Genomic DNA, 15672 nt, shown 5'->3' on the forward strand with positions numbered 1-15672 from the left:
TCGCGCACCTCCAACAGCGTTAACACTTGAACGAGGAAGCATATTTACCGGAATATAGCGGTCAAAACCTTTGGATTTACCCAATGCCCTTAGCTGAAAAGCTGAATGCAAATTGGTTTTCCCGTAGATAGTCTTCAAATGCGTTTCAACCGTTTTAGGTGAAATATCTAACCGTCTGGCTATTTCCTTGCTACTAAAACGGTACATAGTTAAAAACAATATTTGCTACTCTTTATCAGTGAACCGTTTGTTGGGTTTTTCCGTAGTAACCGCATAAGGCGGGATGCCATCCACATATTCCAGTGGCGACAAAAACAGGAACTCGTGAGCGTGGAAGAAGGTCCCAAGATATTCCTTGTCGTCACCGAAAAGCGGTAAAAAGTGAAATTTCCAGACTGTGGGTGATTGTTTGAAATCAGCAGGCAAATTGCACATCAACGAGAAAGGCTTTCTTTCAGCGTGAACTTTCTCTATCAGTTTTTTCATTTCAGCAGATAAAATCATCGAGTGAAGCAAATCTGACATGGTGAGATTCATTTGAAGTTCACCTTCGCTATCAACAAAACCACAGGGAACGGCACTACTCAAAAAGAATTTGATCATCTCGGATTTCATTCCTCACCTCCAACTCTCTTGAGGATTCTGGCGCGCTGGCGACGGGTTAAATTGCGGGATTTTTCAACAAATAGCTTAATTGTGTAATTTGGTGATTCACAGACAAGCACGTGGAAGGTAGACTTTTTCATTAGCCTTACTCCTATCACAGGTAGGTTTAAGGTTAGCTCTATGTCAGTGTTAGCGCACTGGCGTAGGGCGTTATACTTCTATTTCTGCTATCTTTTTTGCTTTCATCATAAAGGAATTATTATAAGTAGTATTTCCTTCTTTAGTTATTGAAATGAATGCTAATGCTTCTTCTTTAGAAGCCTCACCTTTATTTATTCTTGAAGCTAAATAATCAATAAATTCAACTAATTTATTATCTTGTTTTTGTTTATTAATTTTATTAGTTTCTTTTTTATCAGGTAAGTTATATTTTAGCTTTATGATTATCTTATCGGTATCTGTATACTTTTTTCCTATTCTTTTTAAGGAAAAACCTGACGCTAAGTCTGAGTGAAATTCCCATATACCATATGATTTTTTTACAATATTAAGAATTGGGCGTTGAATAACTGTCTTTTTAAAATCATTGAATTTATTAAAATTTTTATAGTCAGCGCCAACCATCTTACAAAATTCCCCAAGCGTTGTTGTATAACCATTAATTTTAAATCTACTAACAAGCTCAAGAATTCTTTTTTCATAACCACCTCTTAATGAAAGTAAAAGTTTTAAGTCAACCTCTGCAAAACCTTTACTATAATCAAGCATATACTTAATTGCTTCATCTCCAACATCAAGAGTAAGTACACCATTTCTAAATTCTGCATAACTACAAAAAGATATGCGCTCAAAATATTCCATTTGTGTATTTTTGATTTCAACAACTCGTGAAATAAGATGCTTAGTTGCTTCGTCTAGAGTTATATACAATGCCTGTCTAGATAAATTAAAAAATTCAATTAATTCACCAGTCGAAAATTTAAATCTTTTTGACATAGCATTAGCGTCTTCATTACCGAATTTAATTTTATCTTCCTCACGTTTTAATCCAACAAAAATCAAACTTAATAAATCTTGTTCTCTAGGTGAGAGGCTCATCCTCGAAGCTATAAAGTGGTGTGACTTTTTAACTTTTGTTCCCATGATGGCAGTAACTTTAAGAAGATTGTTTATATATGGATTTAATTATAATAAAAATCCGGCAAAAAATATCAAAGGATATATAGTTAACAAAACAGATGGTTATCATTTTATAAAAAACAAGACTGATCTAATTTACTATTTGTTTGTATTTTAAACAAAATACAAACAAAAATGTAAATTCATGCTTGTTCATAGTATTTAAAACGAATCCGGCTATAGTAAAAAACATAACCGCATAACATCAATTATATAAATTAAAATCAATAACTTAATATTGGTATTTACCTTTTTTTACCTTAATATATAAAATACCTTTATTTACCGTCATCCACCTATGGATAACTTTTTCCATCCAAAAACCTTGAACCGAAAAACATGTTACTACTGAATGACTCTATTTCTCTTTTGCAGCTGTGACATTCCGCTTCCTCGTCTGCTAGCTCGCTACGCTTGGTCACAGACTGCGGTGAGCGGGATAATTTTAATTTAAAATATTTCTATCCGTGATTGTTAAAAAAAACAATAAAGTTATCCTATATCTAAAAGATTTTTAATAGACAAAGAGGATGTTGTTCTCTATGGAAAATTTAATTATTTTCGTAATCTTAATTTGCTTTTCAGTGGCTATTGGGCGGTATTGGCAATATAAGTCATCAGAAAAAAGTTAAATGAAAAAATACATAATTTAGAATTAAAAAATAAAGCAAGAGAGCTTAATATAGAGAGTGAATATGAGGAGAAAACTAAAGCAATAGAAGAAATGCTTTCAGAAGCAAAAAAGAAAGTAAAAATATTTTAAATAAAGCTATTGATTACGCATTTAATTTCAAAAAAGAAACATACTCTCAACACAAAACAGCAGAGAAAGAAATACAAAAAATTCTCGATGATAACTTTAGATTTAAACGAAAAGTCTTATTAAAGTCATTAACACTTAAAAATCACTTATCACGATTCAATGATATAAAAACGGAAAGAGAAATATACAAAGGATTAATAGCTAAATATAGCTTCTTCTATCTTAAAGATAATTCTAATTGGGATTCTGTAGTAATGGAATATAGAGATAAATTATTAGTCCTCCAAGAAGCACAATATGAAATAAAAAGAATAATGAGAGAAGAAAATGAAAGAATTCTTGAAGAAAAAAGAATTGCTATCGAAAAAGCATTATTAGAAGCGACTGAAGATCATAAAAAAGAGCTTTAAAATCAAAAAATAGCACTTGAAAAAGAAATTTAAGATGTCTATCGTAAGTACGAAAGAGCTAAATCTATGGCTAAAATGACAAAACAAGGAAGTGTATATATTGTTTCAAACGTGGGGTCATTTGGAGAAGATGTATTTAAAGTTGGCATGAAAAGAAGATTAGAACCTATGGAAAAAATTAGTGAATTAAATAGCGCAAATGTCCCATTTGAATTTGACGTACATGCAATGATAAGTTCTGATGATGCTCCATCTTTAGAAAAAGCTATTCACAACGATCTTAACAGTAATAGGTTAAATAAAGTTAATTTTAGGAAAGAATTTTTTAAAGTTAACATCAATGAGATAATCAAGAGCGTAAAAATAAATCATGGCGAAATTGAGTACGTATCTAATCCAATTGCACTACAATATTCTAAAACTATAGAAAAAGAAAATGAACTAGGATCATGTACGTAAGTGGGTTTGCCATGAATGCGGAGAAACACATGATCGCGACATTAACGCGGCGCGTAATATCAAAGCTGCCGGGCTGGCAGTGTTAGCCCACGGAGATCCTGTAAATCCTGAATCGCAGTACATGGGTTAGGTTCGGCTCGTTGAAGTGGGAATCCTCTTCCTTCAGGGCGGGGAGCAGAGTTAATTAACAATTATGCAACTAATTTTTTCAAAACTAAAAAAGTTAAGAAATTGGATGATGCTCAACTTGCACTAGTAAAAACATTGGTTCACATTTGAGATCATGACAATGAATGATAGAAGAAAAATTCAATCGTATTTACATCCCAAAATATATCCTCAAGACAATGATGCTTGTGATTTTCTTGAAAAAATTCCTTTAAAAATGAGAGGTGAGTTAATAAGGCAATCAGCCATTTGCGGTATTGCTTTGGCGGAAGTAGATATTAGATTGCCAGCTATAATATCCAATCTTTACAGAAAAGGGATAACTGGGAATGATATTATTTCGATGATAAATCAATTTGATAAACCAACTAATAAAATTGAAAAATTAGAAAATAAATCTATTGATATAGATAGTAATGCTTTAACAAATCTGCGCTCAATGAAATCTTGATATTTTCGTCTTTATTAGCCAACTTTCGGGGGTTGGCTTTTTTCTTTCTGGAATCCAAAAATGCAAAAGTTTCAGGTTAATTGTAATGATAACGACATGAGGCTATTTCAAGATTGTTATTTTTTATTCAATAAACTAATCGATGTTCAGAGTTTATGCGTCTAGACAAAAAATCTGTCAAATTATGCTTTAATGGTTCTGGTTTTCCAATACCAGAAAAAGGCTCCTTTTTGGTAACAGCATCGCGCAGTTATCTTGTGCCGCCGATGCGATTGCCAGTGAAGCCCGTTTGCCACTGGATGCGCTCTTTTGGTGCGCGGGTTCACATGGCTCGATGTATCCGTTTACGGGGAGTATTTATTCGGAAAGCAGTGGCATTAATAGCGCACTGCTGCTTACCGAGCGCATGAATTTCAAATTACACCGCCAAGGCATGATTTGGGACACGATTGGCGAAAACAAGGCGGTGTGTCAGGAGTACCCGACCGTCATTATGCCGAAAAGCCGTTATCGCTATCAGCTGGTCAATCCGGTGCCGGATGCCAATCAGTGTCACCCCACCGGTCGCAGTGTCATCCCTTGGCAAACCGGCAAAGAAATGCCGAACAGCAAAAAGAACTACGGCTATCTGGTGTGGAAAAAACGCACCTGTGTGGTGTTTTAGGAGAATGAAGATGCGAAAACTCACCTTACTCTCACTGTCAATCTTGCTGGCTTCAGCCACTTCAAAGGCAGAGGAAGGCATGCCGTTAGAAGGCATCAGGCAAGAAACCGCCTATTTTTTCTCATCCAGCATTCCTGAAAAAACGTTAGTGCCACGAAAGAAGGTTATGACCTTGCTGAACAAACGCAAAAGCAGACTGAATCTGCGCTAAAGGATTTTCAGCCACAAAAGGAATTGCCCAATTTTACCGCCAACCCCAATGAGGCGGATTTTTATCAAGATTCATCGAAAATAGGCAATGTCGCCAATCAGTCGCTTAATGACAGTGAGTTAGGGAAGCTCGCCCGTGAAACCTATATCAACAATCCCAAGGATAAAATCGACTGGCAATCGGATATGGTGAAAAATACTCAAACGATACAGGAAAATGCCGAAGGGATTACGGCAGGGAGTGCCGAGCAGTGCAGTAAAAAGAGCATTAGTCAGTCGACCTTTAAAGAACATCTTTGCGAGCGAGGAAAAACGATAGTCAGTACCTGTACCAACACGGCAAGCGTTGAGTGGACAAGCGAAACGCAAACCAAAACTGTCACGCGAGAATATCAATTACAAAGCCTACCGTATCACAAGGAAGGGAGGCAGATTGTTGCGGTTATCACGCCAGATGTAGATGACACGATAGAAAAAGTGACTTACACCTATCAAGGTTGTTACCGTTGCTATCACAGCGTGGGTATTTCAGGGTTGGGTGATAGCTTTATTTATTGGCTCGGCGGAAAGGCATCTATTAGTGGTGAGCTAAAGATAACTAACCGACAATTCATTAAAGGCAAGCCAATCCCGTTTTCACACAGTGATAAAAGCAGCTCTGGTGCCTATCGCTTTAATCAGCCCGCCAAATTAACCTTGCGCTTTACCGTGAGAGTCAACGAAACAATCTGGCATCCAAAAGTCGTTTGGACAGAGAGCTGCCCCGTTGATAAGGCCAATGCCTAACATATCTGTCAGGATATTGGCGGTAATCACAGCGTTTTTGCCGATTGGGCGGCCTCCCGTCAGGGCTGTGGCGTGGGTAATGAAACCAACAAGGTGTTTAACCATGCCAATGACGAAGAGAAAAAGCGGATACCAGGCAATCGGAACTTAACCTGGAGTGCGTTTGAGAAAATCAATCAGTTTATAAGTAATGACAGGGAATTAAAGGAGCTGATGATGTCGCTGGTCGGCACCGTGATTTATGGCAATCTGGGAGAGTTATCGGTGTTGCCAGGGCTAGGTGCAAGTGACAGTGTAATGAACGCTATTTTAAAGGGTGGCACAAAGGAGGTATATCGTTGTGACAATGTCACACAATGCCTGAAGCCAACGAAGAGCAACATCACGGTCACCGCCAGCCATGGCATGATAACACAAATCCAGAATCTGTTGTCAAGCCTGTTTAAAAAATCCACCACCGATGCGGCGTTAACCGATAAGGAAACGGCCTTGATTGGCAGTACCCGCGTACAAATACTGCGCTACGTGATTGACAGTGCCTCACTCAGTCTCGATGAATCGATAGTCACATCGCTGGCCGAATTCATCGCCAGCGACATGGTGGTGAGCTATATCGACGGCCTGATTGATTTGGTGGAAGTGGCAGGTGCAGGGAGCCTCAATACCGAAGAAGAAAACAAACAGTTTCAACAAAGCCTTAAAACCGTGCGCTATCAAACTGGCATAAAGCTTAACCAAAATGCGGATTAATCAAAGTCAACTTCTGGAGCTTGAACGCAATTTGCACTATTTGCGCCAGCAACTCTCATCGGGTCTGTCTGACCGATTGATGAGCAACTATCAGTTTGGAGGATAATTGGTGTTAGATACCTGGTTTATCAGTGGCGGCGATATGGTGACCCAAACCTTAAATGCGGTCGCGGCGATGGTCAATCACCGCACCTGGGGTGGGCTGCTTTATCTAGCAGAAACGCTGGGCATTTTAACGTACGTCATGACGTACGTTAAAACCCATGACTTAAAGGGACTTTTTGCCTGGGGGTTTACCTTCGTTTGTGTGACGGCATTATTGCTCACACCGAAAGTCACCGGGGTAGTGAACGACCTGACGAGACCAGACAAAATAAATCGGGTTGATAATGTGCCAGTAGGCTTGGCCACGCCACTTTGGTTATTAACGGGTATCGGTCATTCCGTGGCCACTTTTTATGATGATTTTTTCCATCTCCCTGAGAGTGTTGCGTATAGCAAAACCGGCTTGATGTTTGGCCAGAAACTGATGCAGGAATCGTTAAGTTTCCACAGCCACAGCCCTGAGATTAACGCTAATTTCAGTGAATACGTCAAAAACTGTGTCATCCCTGATATCCAGCTAAACCACAAATACAGCTTAAGTCAGCTACTCAATACCGTGCTGATGCTGCTGTGCATTTCGCTGTTTCCGATTATGGCGTTAGCGCTTTTTGTAAGAGAAATAACGTCAAAAGTGATAATTAATTATTTAAATATCCTGGGCAGTCTGATGTTATGGCCAGTGATGTTTGCCATTTTTAATCATATTTATAATTTTATGATGGCAACCGCCCTAAGTGGCGAAAATGTGACTTTCTCGAATTTGGACAGACTCACTCAGACAGGGAGTACCACCGCAGGGATTGCCGGCTGGATGATGATGTCGATTCCGTTTTTAAGCTTCAAACTCTTCACCGCCCTTGGCCAACAGATTGCCAGTGCGCTCTTATCTGGGGAACGCCCTGGCAGGGGCAACGACCGCCGATGCGTCAGCGGGGGCAAGCGGCAATTACAATATGGCCAATATGCAGGTGGAGAATATCAACGGCTTTAAAATCGATTTAAACCGCAGTTTCAAAGCGGGACTCTCCAGCCAGCAAATCGATAACGGGGCGATGATTAGCACCACCCAAAGTGGTCAGCATATTGTCGATACCACACAAGCTATCTCGAAATTGCCGTTTAGTCTGGATACCAGTTCGATGTTCGATACCAGCTTTAGTAAAGCGTTAAGTAGTTAACACCAGGAAAGTGAAAGTTACCATCAGGGCTTAAAGAGTGCCATTAATGATACCTATAATATTTCAACGGCGCTAAGTAATCAGTTTAGCAAGCAGGGATCGCAAGACAGTAAATTATCCAGTGAACAACGCCAGGCGATTGAAGATGTTCAACGACAATCCCAATACGCAAAAGAAGCCATGTCTTCAAATAACAGTACATCCAGAGAGGATAGAACTTCAACCGATAGTACCGATGTTGCCGGTTTTGGATTTGGAGCAAAAGGAAGTCTGAGTGTTAGCAAGGGATCATCAAACGCAAAAGCGAGCGCGGAGTTAGATGCCAACGCAAGGTACAATCATGAATGGCGAGACACTAATACAGACTCTGCGTCAAAAAGCAACAAAACCAGCGAAGATATGCAAGTGGCAAAAGATTTCGCATCGAGTCAATCCTCAACCGTTATTAAGAATATGACAGACGATGACATTAGTCGCCTCTCTAATTCGGAAACGCGCTCTTTAGTCAGAGATCTAAGAGCTTCTCTACAGAATACCAGCGAAAACTTTTCTGGCTTCACGGCGAGCAAAACTAAAGAACAGCGCATCTCGGAGCAAGCCAATTTAACGGAAACAGAACGCCTAAGTGCTTCGCACCGCCTGGAGCAGGAGTTTACCCAGTTTGCCTACCAGCGTTTAGGCGAAGCCGAGGCAAGTCATGTGTTAACGGACTCTGGGTCACCTGTGGTTAGGGCGCAACGTGAAGCGCTGGTAAGCGAGTTTAGTGATCGGATAGCCGATGATATTCGGCATAATCACTTTGCCAATCAAACGGTAGTGGCCAGTCATTACCAAGGTATACAGGTATCGCATGATGCCAGCCAATATAATCCAAACGGTTTTAATCAAAATGCGGCACAATTGGAAAAACAAGCCAATAAAGGCCAAATTCGACAACATCAGACCATTGTTAACCCTGAAACGGGTGAAAGCAATAAGGTCAGCCTACTTGAATCCGCCGAGGCCAATACCGGCGAATACGCGAAAGCAATACGGGCAGAAAAAACCGATTTTTATAAAGTAATTAATAACCAGAAGGCTAAACAAAATCCGCAAACAGATATACAAAAAACCATCGAGGTTGCTATCGATAAAGTAACCGGTTCAAAGGTCTTTTTTAATGGTGCCGCAGCGATTACAAAAGCGGTTCAGTTATTACCTCATACGCCCATTGAACAGATTGCCGCTCAGTTTGAAAAACAGTTAAAACAAGGCGATTTTACCGCTATTGATGGCAGTTTTAACACACTGATGGGGAATTTTATCGAAAAATCAACCTTTGAGAGAGAATCACATATACTTAAACAGATATTAAAAGGCAAAAACACCCAGTTACCCCTAATTAAACAAAGTCTACCTATTGATACCCCCGGACTCACGCAGGGGCAACAAAAAGCCGCCAAAAAAATCTTACGTTCACCTGACCAGATTATCGCCATTCAAGGTTATGCAGGCGTGGGAAAAACCACCCAGTTTAAAACCGTGGCAAAATCCCTCAAACAAAATCGACCGGACATCACGCTAATGGGACTCGCACCCACCCACAAAGTGGTGGCAGGACTTAAAGAAGCCGGTATGCCCTCACAAACCATTGCTAGTTTTCTGAATGAAAATAATACCGAAACCAACTTTAAAAAGACCCTGTTTATTATTGATGAAAGCTCAATGATAGGCAATAAAACCTATGCCACCTTATTAAAAACCATTACTGAAAAATCAGGGCGTATTGTGCTTTCCGGTGACCGAAAGCAACTCAAATCTTTTGAAAGTGGCGTACCGTTTAAAGTAACGCTAGAGCGCAGTGCCGCAGACACCATAGTGATGCGGGAAATTGCAATCGCTAGCCGTCATTAACAGTGTTACACCAGATACAGTAACGCGGATGAAAAATAGCGATATTCCCAATAATTCAGTGGTTGACCTCAAAGGGAAAACGCAGGAAGAAAAGATAGCCACGATTGTAAAAGATTTCACCAGCAGAACAAAAGACGCCCAGGATAATACCCTGATTGTCACTCCATTAAACCGTGACCAAGCCGCGATTAATGAAGCGATTCACCAAACGCTTTATCAGGATAACAAGCAAAGTCTGACTATCCCCACCTTACAGCGTATTAATCACGCTGCCGCTGACCTCAAAACCGTGGATTTTTGGCAAATAAACACCGGTAACATTGCCAAAATCAATCAAACCTATTATCACATTAACGAAACATCATCAGATGGCACCCTTTCACTTTATCAGTCTGACAATCAGGAGGAGCATTATCTGTCAGTTATAACCCTTAATCCCGATGCCGTCACATTGTATCAGGCTCAGACGATAACCGTCAGTCCAGGTGAAAAATCCGGCTAACCGTCACCGATAAAGAACGCATGGCGGCAAACAATGAGGTGGGAATAGTGAAAAAGATTGAAGGGGATACCTTGTTACTTGATTTTAATGGAAAGATATTAACCTATCAGCCTAGCCAGGAAATGAGCGACCGGCATCTTGATTATACCTATGCGGTTACCGCTTATGCTTCACAGGGTGCATCCGTGCCTTATGTGATTGTGTATGATGGTGCCAGTGACAACAAAGCAAAACTGGCCGCGCTGGATAATACCTATGTCGAATTTTCACGCAGTAAAGCCCATGTTCAGGTCTACCTAGACGATGCTGAAAAATTGATGAATGCCGATGAATTTTCCTTGCCAACCGAAGACAATCTATCGATAGATGAGGCAGACTCCGATAAAGAAACCAAACGATTAGATAACGATGAAACCAATATTTTGCGCCACGAAGAAAAACAGAAAATTAAAGAAAAAGAGTATGGGGAATAAGGTATAGATGCAGCCTTTTTGACTTATAGCTATAATTATATATATTAAAAACGGCTAAATTTTTAGCTATTATATAATAAACTGGATGCAATTAAGCCAAAATAATATAAATTAACTATTGTTATTAACTGATTGCTATCAATATTAAAAGGTGATCTTTTTCATTGTAATAAATTTACTGTAAGAAAAGCTGCCATTTAACGGTATTTTAACTGCCAAATTTATAATTATTATAAAGTTTTTACTACAGTAGAATCAGAAATTAATCTTATTCTTTAAGATAAATAAGTAAGGAAATTTAGATGTCATTATCCATTAATATCCCCAATAATAATCGTTTTATAGAAATTAATGAGTCACGAGTTAAACGACTATTAAGCGAAGACAAAAGCTATGCGACTTACATGGGAATTTGGGATAAAATAAAAGATCTTTTTCGTACTGAGAAAAAGTCAGTTGCCATTGAAATACTTTATAACTTTATTCACAATAATGAGCAAAGTCACTTTGCAGAAGGGGTAGAAAATTCAGACTCTCTTCAGGAAGTAATTGATGTTTTTGATAAATTGAAATCCCTATCCAACGAAAATGACAGAAATTTATTTCGCATTGAAAAAAATCATTATAATGGAATAGATTTTCACATTGGCTCTGTTTTAATTAAGTCTCTAGATAATTGTTTACCAAGCTATCATCTGTATAATTTAAATAATAATTCAGAGATAAAAAAGTTAATTAGTGAAGCTGTTCAAAAAGAAATAATACCTAATCAACACAACTCATCTATAAGAAATTTAGTTATAGACATGATTAGACAAGGTAAAAATAGCGCGATAGACGGTAAACTGTTGTCTAATAATACATCATCGGGTAAAGAAGAAACGACTAAATTAATTAATGCTTTTTATCTTAGCTTAACAAGAACCCAGCAGATTGGATTGGTAGAAGTTGGCTCACAAAGTGGATATGCTCATGTTTTTAATGCATTAATATCCATCCCAAACGACTTTTGGAAAAATTTTTCCCCTTTAGGATTATCACCGACAACCGTCATGTATCATAATTCAAACTCCTCAGATATTACCGTTATTCAAACTGTACGTCGTATACCAAAGAATGAAAAATATCAGGAGGCACAATCCGCTTCAACAGAAGTAAATGGAATAGAGGATATGTATCCCGTCATACAAATAGATGTCGCATTTACTATTTCTAGCGATGGAAAAATTGATTGTCCATTATTTCATGTTAGTAATAAAATAACACCGCAACGCTATTCATTACCATAATCTAGATGGTGATAAAATTTTTTAAAATTCCTAAGCGTTAAATTTTTACGTTTTATATTATATTTTTTCAGGCTACTTAATAACTGGCCGGACATTAAGAGTATTTCCATTAATCGAAATGACTTGCACTTCAGTACCCTCACTCAGTTCAATGCTACAATAAATACGCCAACTCCCATCAGAAATGCTCACACGACTATAACCATTATTAGTCGGTTCGATTAGCCTTGCTCGTAAACCTATCATTTGTTGATCCCGTTGATTTAACATCCCTTTCTGTGGTTTACTATATTGACTTAACCAATACCACCAAACACATGCAGTAACAATCATTAAAACTGAGAAAAACATACCTTGGAATGCCCAACTGAAGGGGATCATCCACACTAAAACACCAACGATAACCGCAGCAATACCGCTCCATAACAGATAACCCCCTGCACCTAACATTTCAGCTACTAAAAGCAGGCCACCAAGTGAGAGCCAAAACCCGTATGGATTGGTTGCAATCTGTTTAAGCATAGTTATTTCCCTTTGGTACTTTTACTCTCGCTGATAAGTTCGGCAATCCCACCAATAGCACCCATTAAATTGCTCGCTTCCAGTGGCATCATAATCACTTTATTGTTAGTCGCTGAACCAATTTGCTGCAACGCATCCGTATATTTTTGAGCGACAAAATAGTTAATAGCTTGAATGTCGCCGGTGGCAATCGCATTGGATACCATTTTAGTCGCTTGGGCTTCCGCCTCTGCGGCTCGTTCACGCGCTTCAGCTTGCAAAAATGCAGATTGGCGCTCCCCTTCTGCTTTTAATATCTGGGATTGTTTTTCACCTTCTGCGCGTAAAATAGCGGCTTGACGTACCCCCTCGGCTTCCAGAATATCGGCACGTTTAGTTCGTTCGGCTTTCATTTGGGCATTCATAGCAGAAATAAGCTCAGTCGGTGGACGAACATCACGGATCTCTATACGAGTGATTTTAACCCCCCAAGGATTGGTCGCTTCATCAACAATATGCAGTAATCGACTGTTTATACCATCTCGTTGTGATAACATTTCATCCAATTCCATCGAGCCTAATACGGTACGGAAGTTAGTCATCGTTAAATTGACAATGGCCAATTGCATATTACTAACTTCATAAGCGGCTTTCACTGGGTCGATGACCTGAATAAAACAGACTGCATCAATAGTAACATTAGCATTATCACGAGAAATCACTTCTTGAGAAGGAATATCTAGGACTTGCTCCATCATATTAATTTTTCGCCCAACCCGATCCATAAACGGCGCAACGATGTTTAGACCTGGCATCAACGTTTTCGTATAACGCCCAAAACGTTCGACTGTCCACTGATAGCCTTGTGGTACAATTTTAACAGAAGAAACTACAACGATCAGCGCGACAATAATAAGAATTGGGATAACTGTTAACATATTTAGGTCCTGCCAGGATAGAGATAGGTTTTTATATTACCATGCATGTGGATCACTCAATAACATCCATTAAGATCACTTTAACTTCAATTTATCTTTTAGGTCTTCTTTAATCAAAATTTCTTTCATCTACGGAAAATAGTTAACTGAAACTCCGCTTCCTCGTTCATTCGCTCGCTAAAGCTCGGTCATATCCCTTCTGCGAATGTGCTTCTGGACTAATTCAAGCAACGCCATTCGTTTATGCTTCATAATTTCATCGTCTTCTAGCATTGTCACATCGACGAGCTTAAACGGTTTTGTGTATATTTTTTCAGCAATATCTCTGCCATTAAAGCAATCCAGCCAGTCAGTACTATACGGATGCGGACTTTTCTCACCACAATAGAACAGGATAGGAAAAACCAGCGGCAACTCTTTGTGTCCAGCCTCTAAATACTTTTGCATAGCAGCCATACAATAACGCATAAGTCTCCATGCCATCAGTTTATCCGGCGTGGATTGGTGCTCAATCAGCAGATAGACATAACCCTGCCCTTGTTGGGTGTTGACAGAATAGAGAATATCACTCTGGTAGTTTTTCATTTCACTATCGACAAATGAGCCTGACTCCACTTTGAGGCTATCTAAGTCACACAACGACTTAATCTCATCTGGTAGCCAGATTTCAAAGAAATCTTTTGCCATCTCTTTTTCGCTTAAAAACTGTTTAAACACAGCATCGTGTGGTGTTGGGGTGAATTTTTTACTCATTTTTCAATCCAGCTTTAGTTTAAAACGCGCCCCTACTTGCTCAAGGGCATATTTCAATAACTCGGACTAAAACGGGATTTTTTCCGTTCTTCGAGCACCGCGCCCATCTCTTTCGCTTTTTTCTCAGCCTCAAAAAAGCCATGCACTATTTCACCGTCTGGAAATCGCCAAGCGTCGCCTGCGCCGTTTGCTAGCCTTGCCATCCATGCTTCACTATCTTTTTTGTCTGGCATTAACCGCTTTTTGGTCGCTTTAATTTTTTCACGGAGTTGTATTTTCTCGTCCTCAGACAACTCGGCGGACAATAGGGTACAATGCTCGACGATTTCAGCAAGGCTTTTTTCGTCGGTGGCATCATCGAGAGCGATGAATACGGCGTCTAGTTTAGGATTGGTTTCAGGTTCCAGTTTTGCTGGTACTTCTACCACCTTTTCCGGTTTCTGACGCCGTTTTTGGCTGCGCTCACGTATCACATCACTCAGCGATAGCCGTTTAAACGAAGCAGGAGCCAATTTGAACGGCTTTTCTTTTGAATTGGCATTCGATATACTTCAAACATCGAAAATAGCTCACAGGCGCAAGTAATCCGTCTAGCGAGACGATGAATCACGGTTTTGAGCGCCATCCTATCAAACCACTCCACCCACGGACTAGAGTCATTTTTCGCGCTTTGTACCGTATCGCGTATTTTTTCCACGTCAGCGCGACTCATCACTTCAACAACCAATTCACCGCTATTGAGTTTTGCGAAGGCATAGACTTTCACCATTTCATCACCCTCAACAAACGCCGGACGGTGGGTTAAGTGTTCGCCGTTCTCGTCAATCAAATACTCAAACTCGTCTTGCGAATAGACAACCTTTGCAATGATATTGGCTACTTGACCGGATTGACGGGCGCGTTTGATAACGCCGTCAACCATCGGCATGTAGACGACTTTTTTCACAAACTGATTGTTGACTTTGGTACTACGAACAACAAGAGCGGCTTCTCTGCCGTCTGGCATCAGCCCGTCTTTGGCGCATCGAGTTAAGGCCAGCACCAGTGATTGTTTATCGGCTTTTTGCAATTCCGCATTTTCAATCAATGCAGTAGCGGCGGTTCGGGTAAACTGCTCAGGTGTGACCTGAGCAGGTAACATACCTGCTATTCCCTGTTGCATAATGACCGATTGCAAATTGGCATAGACGTTAGTCATAGTTTCCAGTCCGGTATTCATGCTACGCCTCCTTCCCTCATCAACGCTTCTCTGCATTTTCTATCTGCCTGTTTTGCCCAAAAAGGACGGGATATCATTGCAACCGCCTGTTTTTCGGTTCCTTTTTCCAGCGCATCAATCACACTGTTAACCTGAAGAACACCCTCTTCGCTATCTTCTTCGTCCAACATGCCTAGCTGCACGGGATAGAGTCCACACTCCGGTCTTTTGCCAATTGCACAGAACAGAAAATCAATATCAAGATTAAATACCTTCTGCGCGATAATCTGATAGAGCGCTGCTTGCAAGTGATAGCCAAACTTGTCAACGGATTTGCCAAAGTCATGAACATCATCAGTTGTTTTTACATCAAGGATGAACGGCACGCCGGAATAT

The 15672-nt window shown here is 39.8% G+C and carries 20 protein-coding genes and 4 pseudogenes; 14 read left to right on the forward strand and 10 right to left on the reverse strand.

The genetic code is table 11. The features are described from left to right. The 3 genes from AC01GB_RS01470 to AC01GB_RS01480 all read right to left on the reverse strand — a co-directional run. A partial coding sequence (locus AC01GB_RS01470) for a response regulator transcription factor (protein ID WP_474449948.1) occupies positions 1-219 on the reverse strand: 219 nt, incomplete at its 3' end. A 6-nt stretch (positions 220-225) separates the two neighbouring features. Next, entirely contained in the window at positions 226-615 is a 390-nt protein-coding gene (locus AC01GB_RS01475) for a hypothetical protein (RefSeq protein ID WP_474449950.1), read from the reverse strand. 201 nt (positions 616-816) lie between these two features. After that, positions 817-1749: a replication initiation protein gene (locus AC01GB_RS01480; protein WP_474449951.1), complete on the reverse strand. Its 933-nt coding sequence runs from the start codon at positions 1747-1749 to the stop codon at positions 817-819. A gap of 1053 nt (positions 1750-2802) precedes the next feature. Here AC01GB_RS01480 and AC01GB_RS01485 point away from each other — a divergent pair. The 4 genes and pseudogenes from AC01GB_RS01485 to AC01GB_RS01500 all read left to right on the forward strand — a co-directional run bounded on the left by AC01GB_RS01485 (position 2803) and on the right by AC01GB_RS01500 (position 4036). Beyond that, positions 2803-2958, forward strand: a complete 156-nt coding sequence (locus tag AC01GB_RS01485) for a hypothetical protein (protein ID WP_474449952.1) — start codon at positions 2803-2805, stop codon at positions 2956-2958. Between the two features lie 147 nt (positions 2959-3105). Continuing rightward, on the forward strand, positions 3106-3417 hold the full coding sequence (locus AC01GB_RS01490; RefSeq protein WP_474449997.1) for a GIY-YIG nuclease family protein: 312 nt from the start codon (positions 3106-3108) through the stop codon (positions 3415-3417). Next, positions 3410-3547 (forward strand): annotated as a pseudogene (locus AC01GB_RS01495) (zinc ribbon domain-containing protein); the annotation flags it as partial. The gene AC01GB_RS01490 and the pseudogene AC01GB_RS01495, both read left to right, overlap by 8 nt. A 159-nt stretch (positions 3548-3706) precedes the next feature. Then, complete coding sequence (locus AC01GB_RS01500; RefSeq protein WP_474449955.1) at positions 3707-4036, forward strand: plasmid partitioning/stability family protein; 330 nt, start codon at positions 3707-3709, stop codon at positions 4034-4036. Between the two features lie 127 nt (positions 4037-4163). Here the strand turns inward: AC01GB_RS01500 and AC01GB_RS01505 are convergent. Beyond that, positions 4164-4271 (reverse strand): annotated as a pseudogene (locus AC01GB_RS01505) (Txe/YoeB family addiction module toxin); the annotation flags it as partial. Here AC01GB_RS01505 and AC01GB_RS01510 point away from each other — a divergent pair. The 10 genes and pseudogenes from AC01GB_RS01510 to AC01GB_RS01555 form a co-directional block, all read left to right on the forward strand. Continuing rightward, positions 4260-4700 (forward strand): annotated as a pseudogene (locus AC01GB_RS01510) (TraU family protein); the annotation flags it as partial. The pseudogenes AC01GB_RS01505 and AC01GB_RS01510 overlap by 12 nt on opposite strands. A gap of 10 nt (positions 4701-4710) precedes the next feature. Further along, positions 4711-4911, forward strand: coding sequence for a hypothetical protein (locus AC01GB_RS01515; protein ID WP_474449957.1), 201 nt, complete (start codon positions 4711-4713; stop codon positions 4909-4911). Between the two features lie 23 nt (positions 4912-4934). After that, positions 4935-5696 (forward strand): hypothetical protein, encoded by a 762-nt coding sequence (locus AC01GB_RS01520; protein WP_474449958.1) that lies wholly within the window; start codon positions 4935-4937, stop codon positions 5694-5696. A gap of 3 nt (positions 5697-5699) precedes the next feature. Beyond that, positions 5700-6446, forward strand: coding sequence for a conjugal transfer protein TraH (locus tag AC01GB_RS01525; protein ID WP_474449998.1), 747 nt, complete (start codon positions 5700-5702; stop codon positions 6444-6446). Positions 6447-6555: 109 nt separating this feature from the next. After that, positions 6556-7542: a conjugal transfer protein TraG N-terminal domain-containing protein gene (locus AC01GB_RS01530; RefSeq protein ID WP_474449959.1), complete on the forward strand. Its 987-nt coding sequence runs from the start codon at positions 6556-6558 to the stop codon at positions 7540-7542. Further along, complete coding sequence (locus AC01GB_RS01535; RefSeq protein ID WP_474449960.1) at positions 7520-7729, forward strand: hypothetical protein; 210 nt, start codon at positions 7520-7522, stop codon at positions 7727-7729. The genes AC01GB_RS01530 and AC01GB_RS01535 overlap by 23 nt, the downstream gene beginning before the upstream one ends. A 180-nt stretch (positions 7730-7909) precedes the next feature. Continuing rightward, positions 7910-9622 carry an AAA family ATPase gene (locus tag AC01GB_RS01540; protein WP_474449961.1) on the forward strand — a complete coding sequence of 571 codons (1713 nt, stop codon included), beginning with the start codon at positions 7910-7912 and terminating at the stop codon, positions 9620-9622. Next, positions 9600-10124, forward strand: a complete 525-nt coding sequence (locus tag AC01GB_RS01545) for a hypothetical protein (RefSeq protein WP_474449962.1) — start codon at positions 9600-9602, stop codon at positions 10122-10124. Before AC01GB_RS01540 ends, AC01GB_RS01545 begins: the two co-directional genes overlap by 23 nt. A gap of 47 nt (positions 10125-10171) precedes the next feature. Next, positions 10172-10597 carry a hypothetical protein gene (locus AC01GB_RS01550; protein ID WP_474449963.1) on the forward strand — a complete coding sequence of 142 codons (426 nt, stop codon included), beginning with the start codon at positions 10172-10174 and terminating at the stop codon, positions 10595-10597. Between the two features lie 302 nt (positions 10598-10899). Then, on the forward strand, positions 10900-11886 hold the full coding sequence (locus AC01GB_RS01555; protein ID WP_474449964.1) for a hypothetical protein: 987 nt from the start codon (positions 10900-10902) through the stop codon (positions 11884-11886). 72 nt (positions 11887-11958) lie between these two features. Here the strand turns inward: AC01GB_RS01555 and AC01GB_RS01560 are convergent, their stop codons facing one another. From AC01GB_RS01560 to AC01GB_RS01585, 6 genes and pseudogenes are all read right to left on the reverse strand, one after another. Next, positions 11959-12408, reverse strand: coding sequence for an NfeD family protein (locus tag AC01GB_RS01560; protein ID WP_474449965.1), 450 nt, complete (start codon positions 12406-12408; stop codon positions 11959-11961). A 2-nt stretch (positions 12409-12410) separates the two neighbouring features. Continuing rightward, the gene (locus AC01GB_RS01565; protein WP_474449966.1) at positions 12411-13325 is read right to left on the reverse strand and encodes an SPFH domain-containing protein; all 915 of its coding nucleotides are present in this window, start codon (positions 13323-13325) and stop codon (positions 12411-12413) included. A gap of 180 nt (positions 13326-13505) precedes the next feature. Next, a pseudogene (locus tag AC01GB_RS01570) lies at positions 13506-14078 on the reverse strand (Rpn family recombination-promoting nuclease/putative transposase); the annotation flags it as partial. A 53-nt stretch (positions 14079-14131) separates the two neighbouring features. After that, positions 14132-14590: a hypothetical protein gene (locus AC01GB_RS01575; RefSeq protein WP_474450004.1), complete on the reverse strand. Its 459-nt coding sequence runs from the start codon at positions 14588-14590 to the stop codon at positions 14132-14134. Next, positions 14557-15297: a recombinase RecT gene (locus tag AC01GB_RS01580; protein WP_474449967.1), complete on the reverse strand. Its 741-nt coding sequence runs from the start codon at positions 15295-15297 to the stop codon at positions 14557-14559. Before AC01GB_RS01580 ends, AC01GB_RS01575 begins: the two co-directional genes overlap by 34 nt. Beyond that, positions 15294-15662, reverse strand: coding sequence for a PD-(D/E)XK nuclease-like domain-containing protein (locus AC01GB_RS01585; RefSeq protein WP_474449968.1), 369 nt, complete (start codon positions 15660-15662; stop codon positions 15294-15296). The genes AC01GB_RS01580 and AC01GB_RS01585 overlap by 4 nt, the downstream gene beginning before the upstream one ends. Between the last annotated feature and the right edge of the window lie 10 nt (positions 15663-15672).

The sequence above is a fragment of the Candidatus Arsenophonus phytopathogenicus genome, assembly GCF_056113345.1.

Bases quoted from the DNA above. Each gene is read 5' to 3' on its own strand.
- AC01GB_RS01540 (WP_474449961.1), top strand. From the start codon at position 7,910: ATGTCTTCAAATAACAGTACATCCAGAGAGGATAGAACTTCAACCGAT.
- AC01GB_RS01515 (WP_474449957.1), top strand. From the start codon at position 4,711: ATGCGAAAACTCACCTTACTCTCACTGTCAATCTTGCTGGCTTCAGCC.
- AC01GB_RS01555 (WP_474449964.1), top strand. From the start codon at position 10,900: ATGTCATTATCCATTAATATCCCCAATAATAATCGTTTTATAGAAATT.
- AC01GB_RS01490 (WP_474449997.1), top strand. From the start codon at position 3,106: ATGAAAAGAAGATTAGAACCTATGGAAAAAATTAGTGAATTAAATAGC.
- AC01GB_RS01475 (WP_474449950.1), bottom strand. From the start codon at position 615: ATGAAATCCGAGATGATCAAATTCTTTTTGAGTAGTGCCGTTCCCTGT.
- AC01GB_RS01500 (WP_474449955.1), top strand. From the start codon at position 3,707: ATGAATGATAGAAGAAAAATTCAATCGTATTTACATCCCAAAATATAT.
- AC01GB_RS01480 (WP_474449951.1), bottom strand. From the start codon at position 1,749: ATGGGAACAAAAGTTAAAAAGTCACACCACTTTATAGCTTCGAGGATG.
- AC01GB_RS01485 (WP_474449952.1), top strand. From the start codon at position 2,803: ATGGAATATAGAGATAAATTATTAGTCCTCCAAGAAGCACAATATGAA.
- AC01GB_RS01580 (WP_474449967.1), bottom strand. From the start codon at position 15,297: ATGAATACCGGACTGGAAACTATGACTAACGTCTATGCCAATTTGCAA.
- AC01GB_RS01560 (WP_474449965.1), bottom strand. From the start codon at position 12,408: ATGCTTAAACAGATTGCAACCAATCCATACGGGTTTTGGCTCTCACTT.
- AC01GB_RS01565 (WP_474449966.1), bottom strand. From the start codon at position 13,325: ATGTTAACAGTTATCCCAATTCTTATTATTGTCGCGCTGATCGTTGTA.